Here is a 16,793-nt window from a genome sequence, read left to right on the forward strand (position 1 = left end):
GCGCACCGCCGCCCGGGGACGTGGTTCGACCACTCGTATTTCGGTGCCCCCGGCAGGAATCGAACCTGCGACCGACAGATTAGAAGGCTGCTGCTCTATCCGCTGAGCTACGGGGGCCGGTTCGGCCAGCTTACCGGGCTTCGGGGCACTACCCTTCGACGGGCACCTCGGTGTCGTCGTCGCGCGGGCGGGCCGAGGCATCCGGAGCCCGCTTCCTGAGCGCGAGTCCGATGAGCGGGAACAGCAGGACCGACAGCATTCCGGCGCCGATCAGGGCCGCGGCGGTGCCGGAATCGAGGTCTCCCGTGTCGACGCCGATGCCCGTGACGGCGACGATGATCGGCAGGCCGGTCGCCCCGAAGAGGGCGGTCGCCGCGATGGTCCACCGGTCGGCGCCCACCGGTGCGGCGAGGATCGACGGAAGGCCGCGCACGACGAGGAGCAGCACCAGGAAGATCGGAACGAGGGCGAGCGTGGCGGGGTCGCCGAGCGCGTCGAGGTCGAACGTCACCCCGGTCATGATGAAGAAGACCGGCACGAGGAATCCGTAGCCGATCGCCTCGACCTTCGTCTCGAGGAGGCCGCGATCCCGCTCCGGAGCGCCGGAGATGAGCACTCGGTAGAGCACCCCGGCGGTGAACGCGCCGAGCAGCATGTCGAGGTCGAGCACGATGCTGAGCGCGAGCAGCGCGATGAGCACGAGCATCACGAGCCGCACGCCGAACTGGGCGCTCGTGTGCATCGTCGCGGTGATGACGACGTGCAGACGCTCACCGCTGCCCCTCGCGGCGGCGAAGATCGCGATCCCGGCGATCAGGGCGAATCCGATGAGCACGATCGCCGAGAGTCCGGGGTCCCGGCCGGTGAGGAAGAGCGAGATCGCGAGCAGCGGCCCGAACTCGCCGACGGCGCCGAGCGCGATCACGGAGAGGCCGAACGGGGTGCGCAGGTCGCCGGCGTCACGGAGGATCGGCATGACGGTGCCGAGTGCCGTCGAGGTGAGCGCGATGCCGATGAACGCGGCCGCCGGCAGGTCGGGGGCGAGCAGCACGGCGATTCCGAACCCGGCCGCGAGCGAGACGATCCAGCCGATCGCCGCCCGGCTCAGCGGTCGCCCTCGGATCGTCCGGAAGTCGATCTCGTTGCCCGCGAGGAAGAAGAGCATCGCGAGGCCGAGGTCGGAGAGCAGCTTCACGAAGTCGTCCGGCCTGATCCAGCCGAGCACGTCGGGGCCGAGCACGATGCCCAGCACGATCTCGAACACGACGAGCGGCACGGCGACCCAGATGCCGACGGCCCGCACGAGCAGCGGGGCCGCCACCGCGATCAGCGGAATGAGCACCATGGTGCCGATCGAGATCTCCATGTCACCCTCCTCGCGCGTGCGGGCCGTGCTGCCGCGCGCACTCCGCCGATGCTATCCAACGAGTGCAGGCCCGCACGGGACCCGCGCTGCGGCCGGCTCGCAGTCGAGTCGTAGCGCCGTCGAAACACGCCGGCGGTATCGTCGTGGCATGCGAGACCTTCAGGCGGACATCATCGCCGAACTCAACGTCAAGCCGACCGTCGAGCCCGCCGAGGAGGTGCGCGAACGGGTCGAGTTCCTCAAGGACTACCTGCGCACGACGGGCGCCTCCGGGCTCGTGCTCGGCATCTCGGGTGGCCAGGACTCCTCGCTCGCCGGTCGCCTCTGCCGCATCGCGGTCGACGAGCTCGTGGCCGAGGGGCTGCCGTCCAGGTTCGTCGCGGTGCGACTTCCCTACGGCGTGCAGCACGACGAGGCGGATGCCGCGCTCGCGCTCGAGTTCATCGAGCCTCAGGAGACGGTGACCTTCAACATCCGGCAGGGCGTCGACGGGCTCGCAGCGGACTTCGCGGATGCCACCGGCACGCCGATCAGCGACTTCGGCAAGGGCAACGTCAAGGCGCGCCTCCGCATGGTCGCGCAGTACGCCCTGGCGGGTGAAGGAGGACTGCTCGTGGTCGGCACCGACCACGCGGCCGAGGCCGTGACCGGCTTCTTCACGAAGTTCGGCGACGGCGGGGCCGACGTGCTGCCGCTCACCGGCCTGACGAAGCGTCAGGGTCGGGCGTTGCTTCAGTACCTCGGGGCACCCGACCGGCTGTACCTCAAGACCCCGACGGCCGACCTGCTCGACGGGGATCCGGGGCAGGCCGACGAGGCGAACCTCGGCCTCGAGTACGCCGACATCGATGCGTTCCTCGAGGGCGAGCAGATCGACGCGGGGGTCGCCGAGCGCATCGAGACCCGCTACCTGCAGACCCGGCACAAGCGCACGGTGCCCGTGTCGATGTTCGACGAGTGGTGGCGCTGACGCGCTCCAGCGTCGCGTCACCCGGGCGCGGAGCTCCGCGGCGCCGGACATGGCCGAGGCCCCACCCGGATCGGGTGGGGCCTCGGCCGAGCTGGTTCGTTCGCGCTCAGGCGCGCGCGTCGTCGAGCGACGGCGTCGAGGGCTGCGAGGCCGTCTGGGTCGGGGTCGGGGCCGTGTCGCTCACCGGTTCGGTCGGCGACGAGATCTCGGTGGCCGAACGGTACCGCTCGTGGTGCTGCTCGGCGACCCAGGTGTCCTGTTCGTCGAGCGCGGTCTGTTCAGGCTCCTGACGCTGTGCACGCCAGCGCACGAGGTCGTTCTGGAACTGCTTGCGCGCCCGAGAGGGGTGCCGCTGCCAGTCGAGCAGCCGATCGCGGAACTCGGCGACCGCCGGGTCGAGCTGGTAGCCGAACGTCGCCGAGGCGCGCTTCAGCTCGTGGAGCTGGTGCGCAGCCCAGTTCGCCGCGACATCCGAACCACGGATCGGCAGGAGACGCACATGGATGTCGGCCTGACCGACGGTGCGATCGGCGAGCACCTGTTCCTGCGGCGTGAGCGAGTTCCAGACGGAGGCCTCGGTCGCCGCGTCGACGAGCGCGGCGATGGCCGCGGTCTTGAGTTCGCGGTCGCGCTGCGCGACGAGCCGCTTCACGGCGCTCGTCGCGATCCACGCGCTGAGCAACGCCGTGACCACGACCGCGAAGACCAGCACGGCGGCCGTGAAGACGGTCGACTCCGCCTCGCTCGAGGTGAGCCATGAGATGAGATCGTTCCACCACTGCATGTGCAGAGGCTAACGGCTGCCGCGGCATCCGCCCGTCATCGCCGTCGGCGCGCCCGATGGTGCGCCCGCGAGTTCTCCGCGGACGCACCATCGACGCGCGGTTCGCTCAGCCCAGCTGGGTGCCGTGCGCCGCGAACGGTTCGATACGGGCGATCTCGTCTTCGGTGAGTGCGGGTGCCTCGAGGGTCGCGACGTTCTGCTCGAGCTGGGCGACGCTGGACGCGCCGATCAGCGCGCTCGCGACGAGCGGCTGCCGCAGCACCCACGAGAGCGCGAGCTGCGCGATGCTCTGCCCGCGCTCGTCGGCGATCTCGGCCAGGCCCCGCACGCGCTCGAGGTATTCGGCGCTGATGCGGTCGGGGGAGAGGAACCGGCTGGTCGCGGCGCGAGAATCCGCGGGCACGTCGCCCGAGAGGTAGCGGTCGGTCAGCAGGCCCTGCGCGAGCGGCGAGAAGACGATGCTGGCCGCGCCCACCTCTTCGAGGACGGGGAAGAGTCCGTCTTCGATGTGGCGGTCGAACATCGAGTAGCGCGGCTGGTGGATCAGCAACGGAACGTTCTCCGCCGCCAGCGCGGCGGCCGCGGCGGCCGTCTCCTCGGGCGAGTAATTCGAGATGCCGACGTAGAGCGCCTTGCCCTGCCGGACGGCGCTGACGAGTGCGCCCATGGTCTCCTCGATCGGCGTCTCGGGGTCGGGGCGGTGCGAGTAGAAGATGTCGACGTACTCGAGCCCGAGGCGGCCGAGGCTCTGGTCGAGCGACGCGAGCAGGTACTTGCGCGAGCCGTGGTCGCCGTAGGGCCCGGGCCACATGTCGTAGCCGGCCTTCGACGACACGATGATCTCGTCGCGGTAGGGCGCGAGGTCGGTAGCGAGGATGCGGCCGAAGTTCTCCTCGGCGCTGCCGTACGGCGGGCCGTAGTTGTTCGCGAGGTCGAAGTGGGTGATGCCGAGGTCGAACGCGCGGCGCACGATCGCACGCTGCGTGTCGAGCGGGCGGTCGTGGCCGAAGTTGTGCCAGAGGCCCAGCGAGAGCGCGGGCAGCTTCAGCCCGCTGCGGCCGATTCGGTTGTACTGCATGGCGTCGTAGCGCGTCGGTGCTGCCAGATAGGTCATGCCTCGACTCTATTCGGGCCCCCGACGACTCCTCCTCCCCGACGTCATGGATCCTGCGGAAGTACACCGTTCGGCGTCGAGCCGACCGTGCGCGGGGGCGATTCGGCGAGGGTTGGGCCACGCGGCATCCGGTCCTGAATCGGCACGAGGCAGCCGGATGCCGCGGCCCGGCCCGGCCGGCACGCTCGACCCCTCGCGCCACCACCGTGCCACCGACACCCGCACCACCGAATTGGAGCAGACATGACCGACAACATCACCGTGATCGGCGCCGTGGGCAGCGACCCGCGCGTGCACACCACCGCGCAGGGCCTCACGATCACCTCCTTCCGCCTCGCCTCGACGCGTCGCATCTTCGACCGGGTGAAGGGCGCCTGGGAGGACGGCGAGACCAACTGGTACACCGTCTCGACCTTCCGCCAGCTCGCGAAGAACGCCTCGTCCTCGATCCGCCGCGGCGACCGCGTCGTCGTGCACGGCCGCTTGCGGCTCCGCTCGTGGGAGAGCGGCGAGAAGTCCGGCACGGCGATCGAGATCGACGCCGAAGCGGTCGGGCACGACCTGACCTGGGGCACCACGTCGCTCTCCAAGACGCGCGCTGCGGGCGCTTCGGGCGGGCCGGATGCCGCGGCGGCCGCCTCCCCGACCGTCGCCGAAGGTTGGCCGGCCGACCCCGTCGACGCCGCGGGCGATGCCGACGAGCGGGCAGCGGCCGCCTTCGCCTCCGAGCGGGAGGCCGAGCGCGCCGACGCGGAGACCGACGGCGACCGCGACGCGTCGGTCGACGATCGGGCCCTGGCGCTCCCGTTCTGACCGGCGTCGAACGGGCGGCAGCGCCTAGACTCGCCTTCGGATGCATCCGAGGGCATCCCGATGGGGGACCGATGGCACGGCACAGCGCTTCCGCGGCCCTGGCGATCGCCGGGGCCGCGTTGTTCGTCGCCGTGCTGACCGGGTGCACGGGCACGCCGTCTCCGACGCCGTCGGCGAGCCCGTCGGACTCGCGCCCGCGGCCCACTGACGCGGCGACCGCGGCACCGGTCGGCCTGCACCCCGACCTGCCGGCCGCCGACAACCTTCCGTTCTTCGACCAGGTCAACCAGCAGGTCGTCGCCGCGAACGCCGCTGCCGGGGGTCGTGACTTCATCGACGCGCTCGTCGCCGCCGGGTTCGATCGCGCGGCGATGCAGGTCACGTCCGATCAGACCTCGCTCGGCGAGCCGGCCGACTCGGTGCAGTTCTCGGTGCTGTTCAACGACGGATGCCTCGTCGGCCAGTACGGACCGAAGTCGGGCGGGTACCACGGCGTCGTGCAGGCTGCGCTCGGAACCGGCGGATGTCTGATCGGGCAGACACGACCCATAGACTGGTAGGCGACATGGCGGATTACATTTACTCGATGGTGCGCGCCCGCAAGGCGGTCGGCGACAAGGTCATTCTCGACGACGTGACGATGGCGTTCCTCCCAGGGGCCAAGATCGGCGTCGTCGGCCCGAACGGTGCCGGTAAGTCCACGATCCTCAAGATCATGGCCGGACTCGACCAGCCCTCCAACGGCGAGGCGAAGCTCACGCCCGGCTACTCGGTCGGGATCCTGATGCAGGAGCCCGTGCTCGACGAGACCAAGACGGTGCTCGAGAACGTGCAGGAGGGCGTCGGCGAGATCAAGGCGAAGATCGACCGCTTCAACGCGATCTCGCTCGCGATGGCCGAGCCCGACGCCGACTTCGACGCGCTCCTCGCCGAGATGGGCACGCTGCAGGAGGCCATCGACGCCGCCGACGCGTGGGACCTCGACTCCCAGCTCGAGCAGGCGATGGACGCCCTGCGCTGCCCCCCGGGCGACGAGCAGATCTCGGTGCTCTCGGGCGGTGAGAAGCGCCGCGTCGCGCTCTGCAAGCTGCTGCTGCAGAAGCCCGACCTGCTGCTGCTCGACGAGCCGACCAACCACCTCGACGCCGAGAGCGTGCTCTGGCTCGAGCAGCACCTCGCCAAGTACCCCGGCGCCGTGCTCGCCGTCACCCACGACCGGTACTTCCTCGACCACGTCGCCGAGTGGATCTGCGAGGTCGACCGCGGTCGCCTCTACCCCTACGAGGGCAACTACTCGACCTACCTCGAGAAGAAGCAGGAGCGACTCTCGGTCCAGGGCAAGAAGGACGCCAAGCTCGCCAAGCGCCTCGCAGAAGAGCTCGACTGGGTCCGCTCGAACGCCAAGGGCCGTCAGGCGAAGTCCAAGGCCCGTCTGGCTCGATACGAAGAGATGGCGACCGAGGCCGAGCGCACCAGGAAGCTCGACTTCGAGGAGATCCAGATCCCCGCGGGTCCGCGTCTCGGCGACATCGTGCTCGAGGTCAAGAACCTGAAGAAGGGCTTCGGCGACCGCACGCTCATCGAGGGCCTCAGCTTCTCGCTTCCGCGCAACGGCATCGTCGGCATCATCGGCCCCAACGGCGTCGGCAAGACCACGCTCTTCAAGACGATCGTCGGCCTCGAGCCGAGCGACGACGGCAACGTCAAACTCGGCGAGACGGTCAAGATCTCGTACGTCGACCAGTCGCGCGGCGGTATCGATCCGAACAAGACGCTGTGGGAGGTCGTGTCCGACGGGCTCGACTACATCCAGGTCGGCAAGACCGAGGTCCCGAGCCGCGCCTACGTGTCGACGTTCGGCTTCAAGGGCCCCGATCAGCAGAAGCGCGCCGGCATCCTCTCGGGCGGTGAGCGCAACCGCCTGAACCTGGCACTCACGCTCAAGCAGGGCGGCAACCTGCTCCTCCTCGACGAACCGACCAACGACCTCGACGTCGAGACCCTGTCGAGCCTCGAGAATGCGCTGCTCGAGTTCCCCGGTTGCGCCGTGGTCATCACCCACGACCGGTGGTTCCTCGACCGCATCGCGACCCACATCCTCGCCTACGAGGGCACCGAGGAGAATCCGTCCTACTGGCACTGGTTCGAGGGCAACTTCGAGTCGTACGAGGCCAACAAGGTCGAACGCCTCGGCCCCGACGCCGCGAAGCCGCACCGCTCGGCGTACCGCAAACTCACGCGCGACTGATCATGCGCCTGCACGTGCCCACCCCGTTGCGTTGGGGCGATCTCGACGCCTACGGGCACGTCAACAACGCCCGGATGCTGGGCCTCCTCGAGGAGGCCCGCATCCAGGCGTTCTGGGTGAACGACGACGGCACCGCCGAACACGCCGTCGGCGCGTCGACGGCCGTGATCGACGCGACGCCCGGGTCGAGCACGCTCTCGCTCATCGCGCGGCAGGAGGTCGAGTACCTCGCACCGATCCCGTACCAGCGGCTGCCGCTCGACATCGAGCTGTGGATCGGCAACCTCGGCGGTGCGAGCCTCGAGGTCTGCTACGAGGTGTTCTCGCCGGTCGGCGTCGAACCGCGCGTGCTGTACACGCGGGCCGCGACCACGATCGTGCTGGTCGACGCCGCGACCGAGCGTCCGCGGCGCATCACCGCGGTCGAGCGCGACGCGTGGACGCCGTACCTCGAGGCGCCGATCTCGTTCCGCCGCCGCTGATCCTCCCTCGGCGGGTCGCCCCGCAGACGCTGATCGTGCCTCTGTGCTGAGTCGTACCCTGCGCGCCGCCGTCAGCGTTCGAGCGGCGTGTCGCTGTACGACCCCTCCCAGACGGCCCGACTGCCGGACTCGCCGATGCGGACGACCGTCCAGATCGCGCCGACCGCGACGATGATCGCCACCACGGTCAGCACGATCGCCACGACGACGCGCACCGTGCGGTTCACGCCCGCCGCGGCATCCGGAACCGTCATCGACCCGTCGGCTGACGCGTCGAGCCGTCGCCGTGCGCGGCGTCCGCGCACGACCGTGACGACCTGCCACGCGGAGACGAGCACGGCCACACCCAGCACCGCGTACAGCCACGGCACGATGTCCTCGCCCTGACCCGTGTGCGCCTCGATGAGCGGCGCCGCGGGCACGCGAGCCTGCAACCACTCGCCTGCGGCGACGGTCACGAGGCCGAGCGGCACGAGCAGCACGGCGGCGATGAGCGCCGGGATCCACAGCACGCGGCGAGCACCGGGCCACGCCGCGAGCACCACGAGCAGCACTGCCACCGCCGGGACGGCGATCACGACCACGTGCACGAGCAGCACGTGCAGCGGCAGTCCTTGGAAGACGTACTCGAGGTCGCCCATCTTCAGGACGCGGCGACGATGCGGTCACCCGAGACGGAGACCGCGATGGGCGTCAGCGGGTCGATCGCGGGACCCCGGATCACGTCTCCGGTGGCCGCATCGAAGCGCGAGCCGTGGCATGGGCAGTCGAACTCGGCGCCGGCGGCGTTCACCGGACAGCCCTGATGCGTGCAGATCGCGCTGAAGCACACCACCGCGCCGGCCGTCGGCTGCGCGAGCAGCACGGGCGCGCCGTCGAGCGTGGCGGCGAGGCTCCCGCCGACCGGCACATCGGAAAGGGCTCCGATGTCGGCGCCCGTCGCCGGTTGATCCGGCCCGGCGGACTCGGCGGGCGGCTCGTTCGTCACCTCGGGCGTCGTCGGCGTCGACGCGGACGGCTTCGCGCTCGAGGCGGGTGGCGACGCGGGCGCGCAGCCGGCGAGCACGAGTGCGCCGCCGAAGGCCCCCGTCGCTCCGAGGGTGAGAATCGTGCGTCGGGTCGGTTCGGTGACATCCGCCATGAGGGCTCCTCGTTCGCTCCACGTCGCGCGACTTCGCGCTCCAGCCATTGTGGAACGGAACCCCGCGGGAAGCGAGCCTCGCCGCGCACTCCATCGGGCACGACGGCAGACGCTCGGATGAGGGCCTTGACGATCGCAAGTGGGCGGTGTCGATCGGATGTCGGCCGCCGCAGTCGGGCGATCAGTGCCCGCCGGGCGCCCGCACCATGCCCTCTTGCGCCACGCTCGCGACGAGCACCCCTTCGCGCGTGTAGATGCGGCCGATCGAGAGACCCCGACCGCCCTGCGCCGACGGCGACTCCTGCACGTAGAGCAGCCACTCGTCGACGCGGGCGTCGCGGTGCCACCACATGGCGTGGTCGAGGCTCGCGACGCGGAGCCCGGGTGTGGCCCAGGGCAGGCCGTGGGCGCGCAGCACGGGCTCGAGGATCGAGTAGTCGCTCGCGTAGGCGAGCGCCGCGCGGTGCTGCTTCGGGTCGTCGGGCAGTCGGCCGACCGCCTTCATCCAGACGGCCTGCCGCGGCACCCGCTCGCCCTCGACGCCGAGGTAGATCGGGGAAGGGATGTGGCGGACATCGAAGGCGCGCTCCGACGACCAGAATTGGGCCATGGCGTTGTCGAGGTGACCGATGAGATCGGCGGTCGAGGGGAGCGACTCCGGGTCGGGCAGGTCGGTCGGCATGTCGACCTGGTGCTCGACGCCCTCGTCTTCGGTCTGGAACGACGCGATGAGCGAGAGGATCGGCTCGCCCTTCTGGAACGCGTGGGTGCGCCGCGTCGAGAACGACCGGCCGTCGTGCAGGCGATCGACCGAGAACGTGATCGGGTGGTCGACGTCGCCAGGCCGCAGGAAGTACCCGTGCATCGAGTGCAGCACGCGGGCTTCGTCGACGGTGTGCATCGCGGCGATGAGGGACTGCGCGAGCACCTGACCGCCGAAGACCCGGCCGAGCGGCATCCACTGCGACGGTCCGGTGAAGATGTCCTCCGTCGTGCGCGCGCCGGTGTTCGTCAGGCGGAGCGTGCTCAGCAGGCCGTCGATGGGTCCGTTCATGGGGTCTCCGATATCGCTCCAACGGTGGCTGCGGCATCCGTCGGGCGGAATGAGACCGAACGCGGGCGCGCAATTGGTAGTTTAGACAGCAGATGGTCTCTCAATTCACGCTTGCCGACAGCCTCTCGCTCGGCGACCTGCACACCTACCTGCAACGCGCGGGCCGGGTCGAAGACGGGTCGGTACGACTCATCGCCGGCTCCGGAATCCTCGCGGTCTACACGGCGATCCTGTACCCGCGCGGCATCCTCGACGAGAGCCCGACGGTGCTCGGCCTCCGCACGTTCTCACTCGTCGACACCGAGGACTTCGACTCGGTCGTGCCGATGCGCTCCCTCGTCGACCGCATCGTGCGGGCCCGCGGCGAACTCGGCGAAGACGACGAGTCGCGCCCGGTCACCATGTCGCGCCCGCCCGAGGTCAACACCGTCACCTGGGCGGGCATCTCCCCTCCCAGAGGCGGCTGGCGAGCGCTCGGTGAGACGGATGCCGCGACCCTCGAATCCGCGGCCCGTGCCGGGATCGACGAGGTCGCCGCAGCGATCCCGGCCGGCACCGGTGAGCAGCTCGTGCAACGCGTGCGCTCCGAGGTCTGGGGGCGCGGCGTCGACGGGGTCGAGTATCTCCCGACCGGCGCGGCGTTCGCGGCCTTCAGCCTCGGATTCCTCGGCGAAGACGAGGTGCGCCTGTTCGAGACGGGTCCGTGGACCCGTCTCAGTTCGCGGCGCGGGCACGTGCTCGTGCGCCGCAAGCCCTGGACCCTCAAGGCATAGCGCGAGTCGCGGCCGTCGGCCGATCCGCCCGGGAGCGGAGCGGCCGACGGAGCCGGATCAGCCCCTGGCGACCGCGCGCCCGGCGGTGCGCCCGGTGAAGAGGCATCCGCCGAGGAAGGTGCCCTCGAGCGCACGATAACCGTGCACGCCGCCGCCGCCGAAGCCCGCGGCCTCGCCGACCGCGTAGAGGCCGGGCACGGGTGCACCCGTCGCGTCGAGCGCCTGCGCGTCGAGGTTCGTCTGGATGCCGCCGAGGCTCTTCCGCGTGAGGATGTGCAGCTTCACCGCGATCAGCGGCCCGGCCTTCGGGTCGAGGATGCGGTGCGGCGTCGCCACGCGGATGAGCTTGTCGCCGCGGTACTTGCGGGCGCCGCGGACGGCCGTCAGTTGCAGGTCCTTCGAGAACTCGTTGTCGACCTCGCGGTCGCGCGCCACGACCTCGCGCTCGATGTTCGCCGTGTCGAGGTCGACCTCGGGGGAGAGGGCTCGCATGCCCTCGAGCAGTTCGTCGAGCGTGTCGGCGACCACGAAGTCGACGCCGTGCTCCTTGAACGCCTCGACCGGGCCGGTCGCGCCCGAGCCGACGCGTTGGGCGAGCAGCTTCAGGTCTTTGCCCGTGAGGTCCGGGTTCTGCTCGCTGCCCGAGAGGGCGAACTCCTTCTCGATGATCTTCTGCGTGAGCACGAACCACGTGTGCTCGTGTCCGGTGGTCTGGATGTGCTCGAGCGTGCCGAGGGTGTCGAATCCGGGGAACAGCGGCACCGGCATCCGCTTGCCCGTCGCGTCGAACCAGAGCGACGACGGCCCGGGCAGGATGCGGATGCCGTGCATGGGCCAGATCGGATCCCAGTTCGTGATGCCCTCGGTGTAGTGCCACATGCGGTCGCCGTTCACGAGACGTGCGCCGGCCTGCTCGGAGATGCCGAGCATGCGCCCGTCGACGTGCGCCGGCACGCCCGAGAGCATGTGCTCGGGCGGGGTGCCGAGCCGCTCGGGCCACGCCTCGCGCACCAGATCGTGGTTGCCGCCGATGCCGCCCGACGCGACGATCACCGCGGGCGCGCGCAGTTCGAAGTCGCCGACGACGTCGCGGTTGCTCGACTCGCCGCGCCCGGCGGCATCGGGAGCCAGGACCGCACCCCGCACCCCGACGACCGCGCCGGACTCGACGATCAACTCGTCGACGCGATGCCGGTGCCTGAACTCGACGAGGCCCGCCGCCTCGCCCGCCTTGACGCGGGCGATGAACGGCGCGAGCACGCCGGGGCCGGTGCCCCACGTGATGTGGAAGCGGGGCACGGAGTTGCCGTGGCCGATGGCGTTGTACCCGCCGCGTTCGGCCCAGCCGACGATGGGGAAGAACCGCACGCCCTTCTGGTGCAGCCACGCGCGCTTCTCACCGGCCGCGAAGTCGAGGTACGCGTCGGCCCACTTGCGACCCCACTCGTCCTCGTCGCGGTCGAAGCCCGCCGTGCCGTCCCAGTCCTGTCGCGCGAGGTCGAGCGAGTCCTTCACGCCCATGCGCCGCTGCTCGGGGGAGTCGATGAGGAACAGGCCGCCGAACGACCAGTGCGCCTGCCCCCCGAGGCTGGCTTCGGGCTCCTGGTCGACGATGAGCACGCGCTTTCCCGCATCGACGAGTTCAGCGGCGGCGACGAGGCCGGACAGGCCTGCTCCGACGACGATCGCGGCGGGTTCGGGGCGGCCAGCGGGTTCTGGTCGCGCGGCGGGGGTTGCGGGCACTGGGGGACTCCTTCGTCTCACTCGCGTGCGGCTCGGGCGCACGAGGGTCGGGTCACTCCTCGAACGTGTTCACCATCGCGAACGCCGCACGCTGAAGATAATCCCACAGAGTCTCCTCGGCGAGCGGCGGCAGTTCGAGCGCGTCGACCGCGGTGCGCATGTGCGCCAGCCAACGGTCGCGTGCATCGGGGTTCACCTTGAAGCCCGCGTGCCGCATGCGCAGGCGCGGGTGTCCGCGCTGCTCGCTGTAGGTGCCGGGGCCGCCCCAGTACTGCTCGAGGAAGAGCAGCAGCCGCTCCTCGGCCGGGCCGAGATCCTCCTCGGGGTACATCGGGCGCAGTACGGGGTCGTCGGCGACGCCTCGGTAGAACTCGTGCACGAGTCGTTCGAACGTCGGTCTGCCGCCGACCGTCTCGTAGAACGAGGCGCCCAGCGCCGAGCCGTGCTCGCTGCCCCGGAGCGGCACCGAGGCCGGAGGCACGGCGGTGACGGGGACGGATGTCGGTGGCAGGCGCTCGTCGGTCACGATGGGGCTCCGGGGGTCGTCGGCGGTTCGGCGGGTGGCGTGGCCGGGGGCTTCGGCGCGCCCTTCGCGCGCTGCGCCCGCTTGGCCTTCGCGGTCGAGGCCTTGACCGCCTCGTTCGTGAGCACGGCGTTCGGCGAGGTCTTCGGCGGCTTCGCGCCCTTGACGCGAGTCGCGCCGTCGAACCCGGTGAGCACGACCGAGCTGAGGCTCGGCAGCCTGAGCCCCATGCCGTCGACGGTGCGCTTGAGCCGCACCCGCAGTTCACGGGCGACGTCGTCCTTCGACGAGGTGCGCACCTTCACGACGACCCTGAGCACCATGGCATCGTCGGAGATCGACTCGAGCCCCCAGATTTCGGGGCGTTCGAGGATGCGGGCGCGCCACTTGCTCGACTGCGCGAACTCGTTCGCGGCCTTCAGGAGTTCGGTCTCGACCTCGTCGACGTCGGCCTCGTACGGCACGGCGAGGTCGACGATCACGCGGGCCCAGCCCTGGGACATGTTTCCGACGCGGAGGATCTCGCCGTTGCGCACGAACCAGAGGGTGCCGTTGACGTCGCGCACCTTCGTGATGCGGATCTGCACCTCTTCGACGATGCCGGTCGCAGGCCCGAGATCGACGACGTCGCCGACGCCGACCTGGTCCTCGACGACCATGAACAATCCGTTCAGCACGTCTTTCACGATGTTCTGGGCGCCGAAACCGAGGCCGGCGCCGATCGCGGCGGAGAGCAGGGCGAACGACCCGAGGATGCCCTGGTCGATGGTGCTCACGATCATGAGCGTCACGATGATGAACAGCGTCACGTTGACGACGTTCGTGAACACCGACCCGAGTGTGCGGGTGCGCTGCACGACGCGGACCGCCGCGAGCGGCGAGGCCTGCAGCGCCTGCGTGTCGGTGACGTCCTGCTTGCGCTTGACGCCCGAGACGATCTGGCCGACGACGCGCTCGATGACGAAGTGCAGGATCCAGCGGATGAGGAGCGCGACGGCGATGATCACCACGATCCGGATGGACTTGCCGACGATGTCGCCGCCGTTCTCGGCCCAGTACGACGTGAAGTCGGTCCAGACGTTCATGAGGCGCTCGCCTCGGCTCGGCGGATGTTCCGGGTTCGGGGCAGGGTGTTGGCGACCATCGGAACGAGTCTACGCAGCGTCATCCGGGAGTCAGCCGAGCGCCTCCGCGTCGCACGCCCTGGCCCGCAGGGCTCGCTCGAGCTCGTCGAGCTGCTCGGAGACCAGGCGGTGCAACGGCGCGGGCGCGGGGTTCGCCGCCAGCCAGGTGCGGGCCGCATCGGCGACCTCTTCGGTGACGAGCGGTGCGGGGAACAGCCGGTTCACGACGAGCGAGGCCATGGTGAAGCTCCGGGTCGCCCAGACCTCCTGCAGCATCGCGAAGTACGGGCCGATGCTCGAGGCGAGCAGCGTCGGCGTCGACGTGCGACGCCAACCGTCGGCGAGTGCCCTGGCGAGGTCGTTCGAGAGATCGGCGTCGGTCGCGACGCGCTGCCACGCGGCATCCTTCACCGCCTGATCCGGTCGAGCCGCTCGCGCCGTCTCGGCCAGTCGTCGTCCCTTGGCCGTGTCGTCGAGCACGAGCGCAGCGTTGATCTCGTCGTCGATGACCTCGTCGGATGCCGCGACGAGCGTCGCGCGCGCGATCACGAGCTCCCAGCGGAGGTCGAGGTCCACGTCGAGGCCGTCGAGCTTGATCGACCCGTCGAGGAGGCTTCCGAGCACGTCGGCGTGGGCCGCCGAGCTCGCGAGTTGCGTGAAGGCCTTGACGAACTGCAGTTGCGCGTCGGATGCGGGTTCGGCGAGCTCGGCGAGCGCCCACACGGCGTCGCCCGCCTCGGCCGCGACGCGTTCGCGGCGGTCGTCGGCGAGGTAACGCGAGAGCGCCGCGTCGAGGCGGGCGAGCGCGAGTCCTCGTGCTGAGGACTGGGTCTCGTGCCCGACGCTGCCGAGCACGAGGCGCACGAAGTCGGTCGCGGCGAACTCGGCGTCGCGCACGGTGTCCCACGCCGAACCGAGGATCACGGCGCGTGCGACCGGGTCGCCGAGGTCGCTCAGGCGTTCGACGGCCGTGGCGAACGAGTCGTCGTCGAGTCGGACCTTGGCGTAGGTCAGGTCCTCGTCGTTCACGAGCAGCAGGTCGGGGCGAACGAGGCCGACGAGTTCGGGCACCGGGGTCGAGGCGCCGTCGACGTCGATCTCGAAGCGGTGCGTTCGCGCGAGGGAGCCCGAGCCGTCGTCGGCCGCGTCGCCCGAGTAGCAGCCGATCGCGAGGCGGTGGGGGCGGAGGGTCGGATGTGCGGCGGCCGCGGTCTGCTCGATCACGGCCGAGGTGATCAGTCCGGCGTCGTCGGACTCGAGCACGGCGCGGAGCGTGTTGACGCCCGCGGTCTCGAGCCACAGTTCTGACCACCGGCCGAGGTCGCGCCCGCTCGCGCGTTCGAGCTCGTCGAGCAGGTCGCGCAGCGTTGCATTGCCACCGGCGTGCGCCCGCAGGTAGGCGCCGACGCCGCGCTGGAATGCCTCGAGACCGACCCAGGCGACGAGTTGCTTCAGCACCGACGCACCCTTGTCGTAGGTGATCGCGTCGAAGTTCACCTCGACGTCGGCGAGGGACTCGATGGGCGCCACGATGGGGTGGGTCGACGGCAGCTGGTCCTGTTCGGCCGCCGACGTCTTCTCGTCGCTCGCGAAGGTCGCCCAGACCCCCGTGAACTCGGTGACCTCCGAGGTCGCGAGCGTCGACGCCCAGGTCGCGAACGACTCGTTCAGCCACAGGTCGTTCCACCAGCGCATCGTGACCGAGTCGCCGAACCACATGTGGCTGAGCTCGTGCAGCACGACGATCGCGCGCTGCTCGCGTCGCGCATCGGAGACCCTCGAGCGGAACAGGTAGTTCTCGTTGAACGTCACCGCTCCGACGTTCTCCATGGCGCCCCAGTTGTACTCGGGCACGAAGATCTGGTCGTACTTGCCGAACGGGTAGGGCACGCCGAACGCGCGCTCGTAGAACGCGAGGCCCGCCTGCACCGTGTCGAACATCACGTCGGGTTCGGCGTACTGCGCGAGCGAGGCGCGCGTGAAGAGTCCGAGGGGGATGTCGCGGCCGTCGGTGCTCGTGGCGGTGCCGTGCCATTCGGCGTAGGCGCCCGCCACGATCGCGACGATGTAGCTCGAGATCACGGGCCCGGTCTCGAACGCCCAGGCCGCGGCATCCGTCGTCGCATTCGCGTGCGGTGCGACCGCGACCGGTTCGGGCGTGGGTGCGTTGCTCAGCACGACCCAGGTCGCGGGGGCGGTGATCGTGAACCGCACGGCGGCCTTGAGATCGGGCTGGTCGAACACCGCGTAGACGCGATTGGCCTCGGCCACGGCGAATTCCGTGTAGAGATACACCGCCTCGTCGACGGGGTCGATGAATCGGTGCAGCCCCTCGCCCGTGTTCGTGTACGCGCACGTGCTCACGATGCGCAGCTCGTTCGCAGCCTCGAGCCCGTCGAGGGCGACGCGTCGGCCGTCGGATGCCGCGGCCGGATCGATCGTGCGTCCGTTCAGCGTGATCTCGTGCACCTCGCGCGTCGTCGCCTCGATGAACGTCGCCGCGCCGGCGACCGCGGCGAAGCGCACGACCGTGGTGGACGCGAAGACCTCGCCGTCGCCGGTGAGGTCGAGTTCGACCTCGTACGACACCTCGGCGATGATCGCCGCGCGCTCCTCGGCTTCGATTCGGGTGAGATCGGCAGCGGGCATGGGCAGGGC

At 70.3% G+C, this 16,793-nt stretch carries 16 protein-coding genes and 1 tRNA gene; 6 read left to right on the forward strand and 11 right to left on the reverse strand.

Going from position 1 to position 16,793, the window contains the following annotated elements:
- Nucleotides 1-44: 44 nt before the first annotated feature.
- Together ATC03_RS09010 and ATC03_RS09015 are read right to left on the reverse strand one after the other, a co-directional pair.
- Nucleotides 45-117, reverse strand: a tRNA-Arg gene (locus ATC03_RS09010).
- A 31-nt stretch (nt 118-148) separates the two neighbouring features.
- The gene (locus ATC03_RS09015) at nt 149-1,366 is read right to left on the reverse strand and encodes a cation:proton antiporter (protein WP_067875853.1); all 1,218 of its coding nucleotides are present in this window, start codon (nt 1,364-1,366) and stop codon (nt 149-151) included.
- Between the two features lie 148 nt (nt 1,367-1,514).
- On the opposite strand from ATC03_RS09015, the gene nadE reads away from it, so the two are divergent.
- Nucleotides 1,515-2,336, forward strand: a complete 822-nt coding sequence (gene nadE / locus ATC03_RS09020) for an ammonia-dependent NAD(+) synthetase (RefSeq protein ID WP_067875856.1) — start codon at nt 1,515-1,517, stop codon at nt 2,334-2,336.
- Nucleotides 2,337-2,442: 106 nt separating this feature from the next.
- Here the strand turns inward: nadE and ATC03_RS09025 are convergent, their stop codons facing one another.
- A complete protein-coding gene (locus ATC03_RS09025) occupies nt 2,443-3,120 on the reverse strand; it encodes a hypothetical protein (RefSeq protein ID WP_067875859.1) in 678 nt (225 codons plus the stop codon).
- A 106-nt stretch (nt 3,121-3,226) separates the two neighbouring features.
- The gene (locus tag ATC03_RS09030) at nt 3,227-4,234 is read right to left on the reverse strand and encodes an aldo/keto reductase (RefSeq protein WP_067875862.1); all 1,008 of its coding nucleotides are present in this window, start codon (nt 4,232-4,234) and stop codon (nt 3,227-3,229) included.
- 243 nt (nt 4,235-4,477) lie between these two features.
- Between ATC03_RS09030 and ssb the strand changes: the two genes are divergently transcribed.
- The 4 genes from ssb to ATC03_RS09050 all read left to right on the forward strand — a co-directional run bounded on the left by ssb (nt 4,478) and on the right by ATC03_RS09050 (nt 7,777).
- Nucleotides 4,478-5,047 (forward strand): single-stranded DNA-binding protein, encoded by a 570-nt coding sequence (gene ssb, locus ATC03_RS09035; RefSeq protein ID WP_067875865.1) that lies wholly within the window; start codon nt 4,478-4,480, stop codon nt 5,045-5,047.
- Nucleotides 5,048-5,118: 71 nt separating this feature from the next.
- Nucleotides 5,119-5,607 carry a DUF6993 domain-containing protein gene (locus tag ATC03_RS09040; RefSeq protein ID WP_067875868.1) on the forward strand — a complete coding sequence of 163 codons (489 nt, stop codon included), beginning with the start codon at nt 5,119-5,121 and terminating at the stop codon, nt 5,605-5,607.
- A gap of 5 nt (nt 5,608-5,612) precedes the next feature.
- Entirely contained in the window at nt 5,613-7,295 is a 1,683-nt protein-coding gene (gene ettA / locus ATC03_RS09045) for an energy-dependent translational throttle protein EttA (protein ID WP_067875871.1), read from the forward strand.
- Between the two features lie 2 nt (nt 7,296-7,297).
- The gene (locus ATC03_RS09050) at nt 7,298-7,777 is read left to right on the forward strand and encodes an acyl-CoA thioesterase (protein ID WP_067875874.1); all 480 of its coding nucleotides are present in this window, start codon (nt 7,298-7,300) and stop codon (nt 7,775-7,777) included.
- A gap of 71 nt (nt 7,778-7,848) precedes the next feature.
- Here ATC03_RS09050 and ATC03_RS09055 read toward each other — a convergent pair whose 3' ends face one another.
- From ATC03_RS09055 to ATC03_RS09065, 3 genes are all read right to left on the reverse strand, one after another.
- A complete protein-coding gene (locus tag ATC03_RS09055) occupies nt 7,849-8,418 on the reverse strand; it encodes a hypothetical protein (protein ID WP_067875877.1) in 570 nt (189 codons plus the stop codon).
- A gap of 2 nt (nt 8,419-8,420) precedes the next feature.
- A complete protein-coding gene (locus ATC03_RS09060) occupies nt 8,421-8,918 on the reverse strand; it encodes a QcrA and Rieske domain-containing protein (protein ID WP_067875880.1) in 498 nt (165 codons plus the stop codon).
- A 181-nt stretch (nt 8,919-9,099) separates the two neighbouring features.
- Nucleotides 9,100-9,972, reverse strand: a complete 873-nt coding sequence (locus tag ATC03_RS09065; RefSeq protein ID WP_067875883.1) for an acyl-CoA thioesterase — start codon at nt 9,970-9,972, stop codon at nt 9,100-9,102.
- Between the two features lie 92 nt (nt 9,973-10,064).
- Between ATC03_RS09065 and ATC03_RS09070 the strand changes: the two genes are divergently transcribed.
- On the forward strand, nt 10,065-10,745 hold the full coding sequence (locus ATC03_RS09070) for a DUF8185 domain-containing protein (RefSeq protein WP_067875886.1): 681 nt from the start codon (nt 10,065-10,067) through the stop codon (nt 10,743-10,745).
- 57 nt (nt 10,746-10,802) lie between these two features.
- On the opposite strand, the gene ATC03_RS09075 is transcribed toward ATC03_RS09070, so the two are convergent.
- From ATC03_RS09075 to pepN, 4 genes are all read right to left on the reverse strand, one after another.
- Nucleotides 10,803-12,488, reverse strand: coding sequence for an FAD-binding dehydrogenase (locus ATC03_RS09075; RefSeq protein ID WP_067875889.1), 1,686 nt, complete (start codon nt 12,486-12,488; stop codon nt 10,803-10,805).
- Nucleotides 12,489-12,540: 52 nt separating this feature from the next.
- Nucleotides 12,541-12,921: a globin gene (locus ATC03_RS09080; RefSeq protein WP_067881790.1), complete on the reverse strand. Its 381-nt coding sequence runs from the start codon at nt 12,919-12,921 to the stop codon at nt 12,541-12,543.
- Between the two features lie 89 nt (nt 12,922-13,010).
- The gene (locus tag ATC03_RS09085; RefSeq protein WP_067875892.1) at nt 13,011-14,096 is read right to left on the reverse strand and encodes a mechanosensitive ion channel family protein; all 1,086 of its coding nucleotides are present in this window, start codon (nt 14,094-14,096) and stop codon (nt 13,011-13,013) included.
- Nucleotides 14,097-14,186: 90 nt separating this feature from the next.
- Complete coding sequence (gene pepN, locus ATC03_RS09090; protein ID WP_067875895.1) at nt 14,187-16,784, reverse strand: aminopeptidase N; 2,598 nt, start codon at nt 16,782-16,784, stop codon at nt 14,187-14,189.
- Between the last annotated feature and the right edge of the window lie 9 nt (nt 16,785-16,793).

This window comes from Agromyces aureus (assembly GCF_001660485.1).
In the GTDB taxonomy this organism is placed as follows: Bacteria; Actinomycetota; Actinomycetes; order Actinomycetales; family Microbacteriaceae; genus Agromyces; species Agromyces aureus.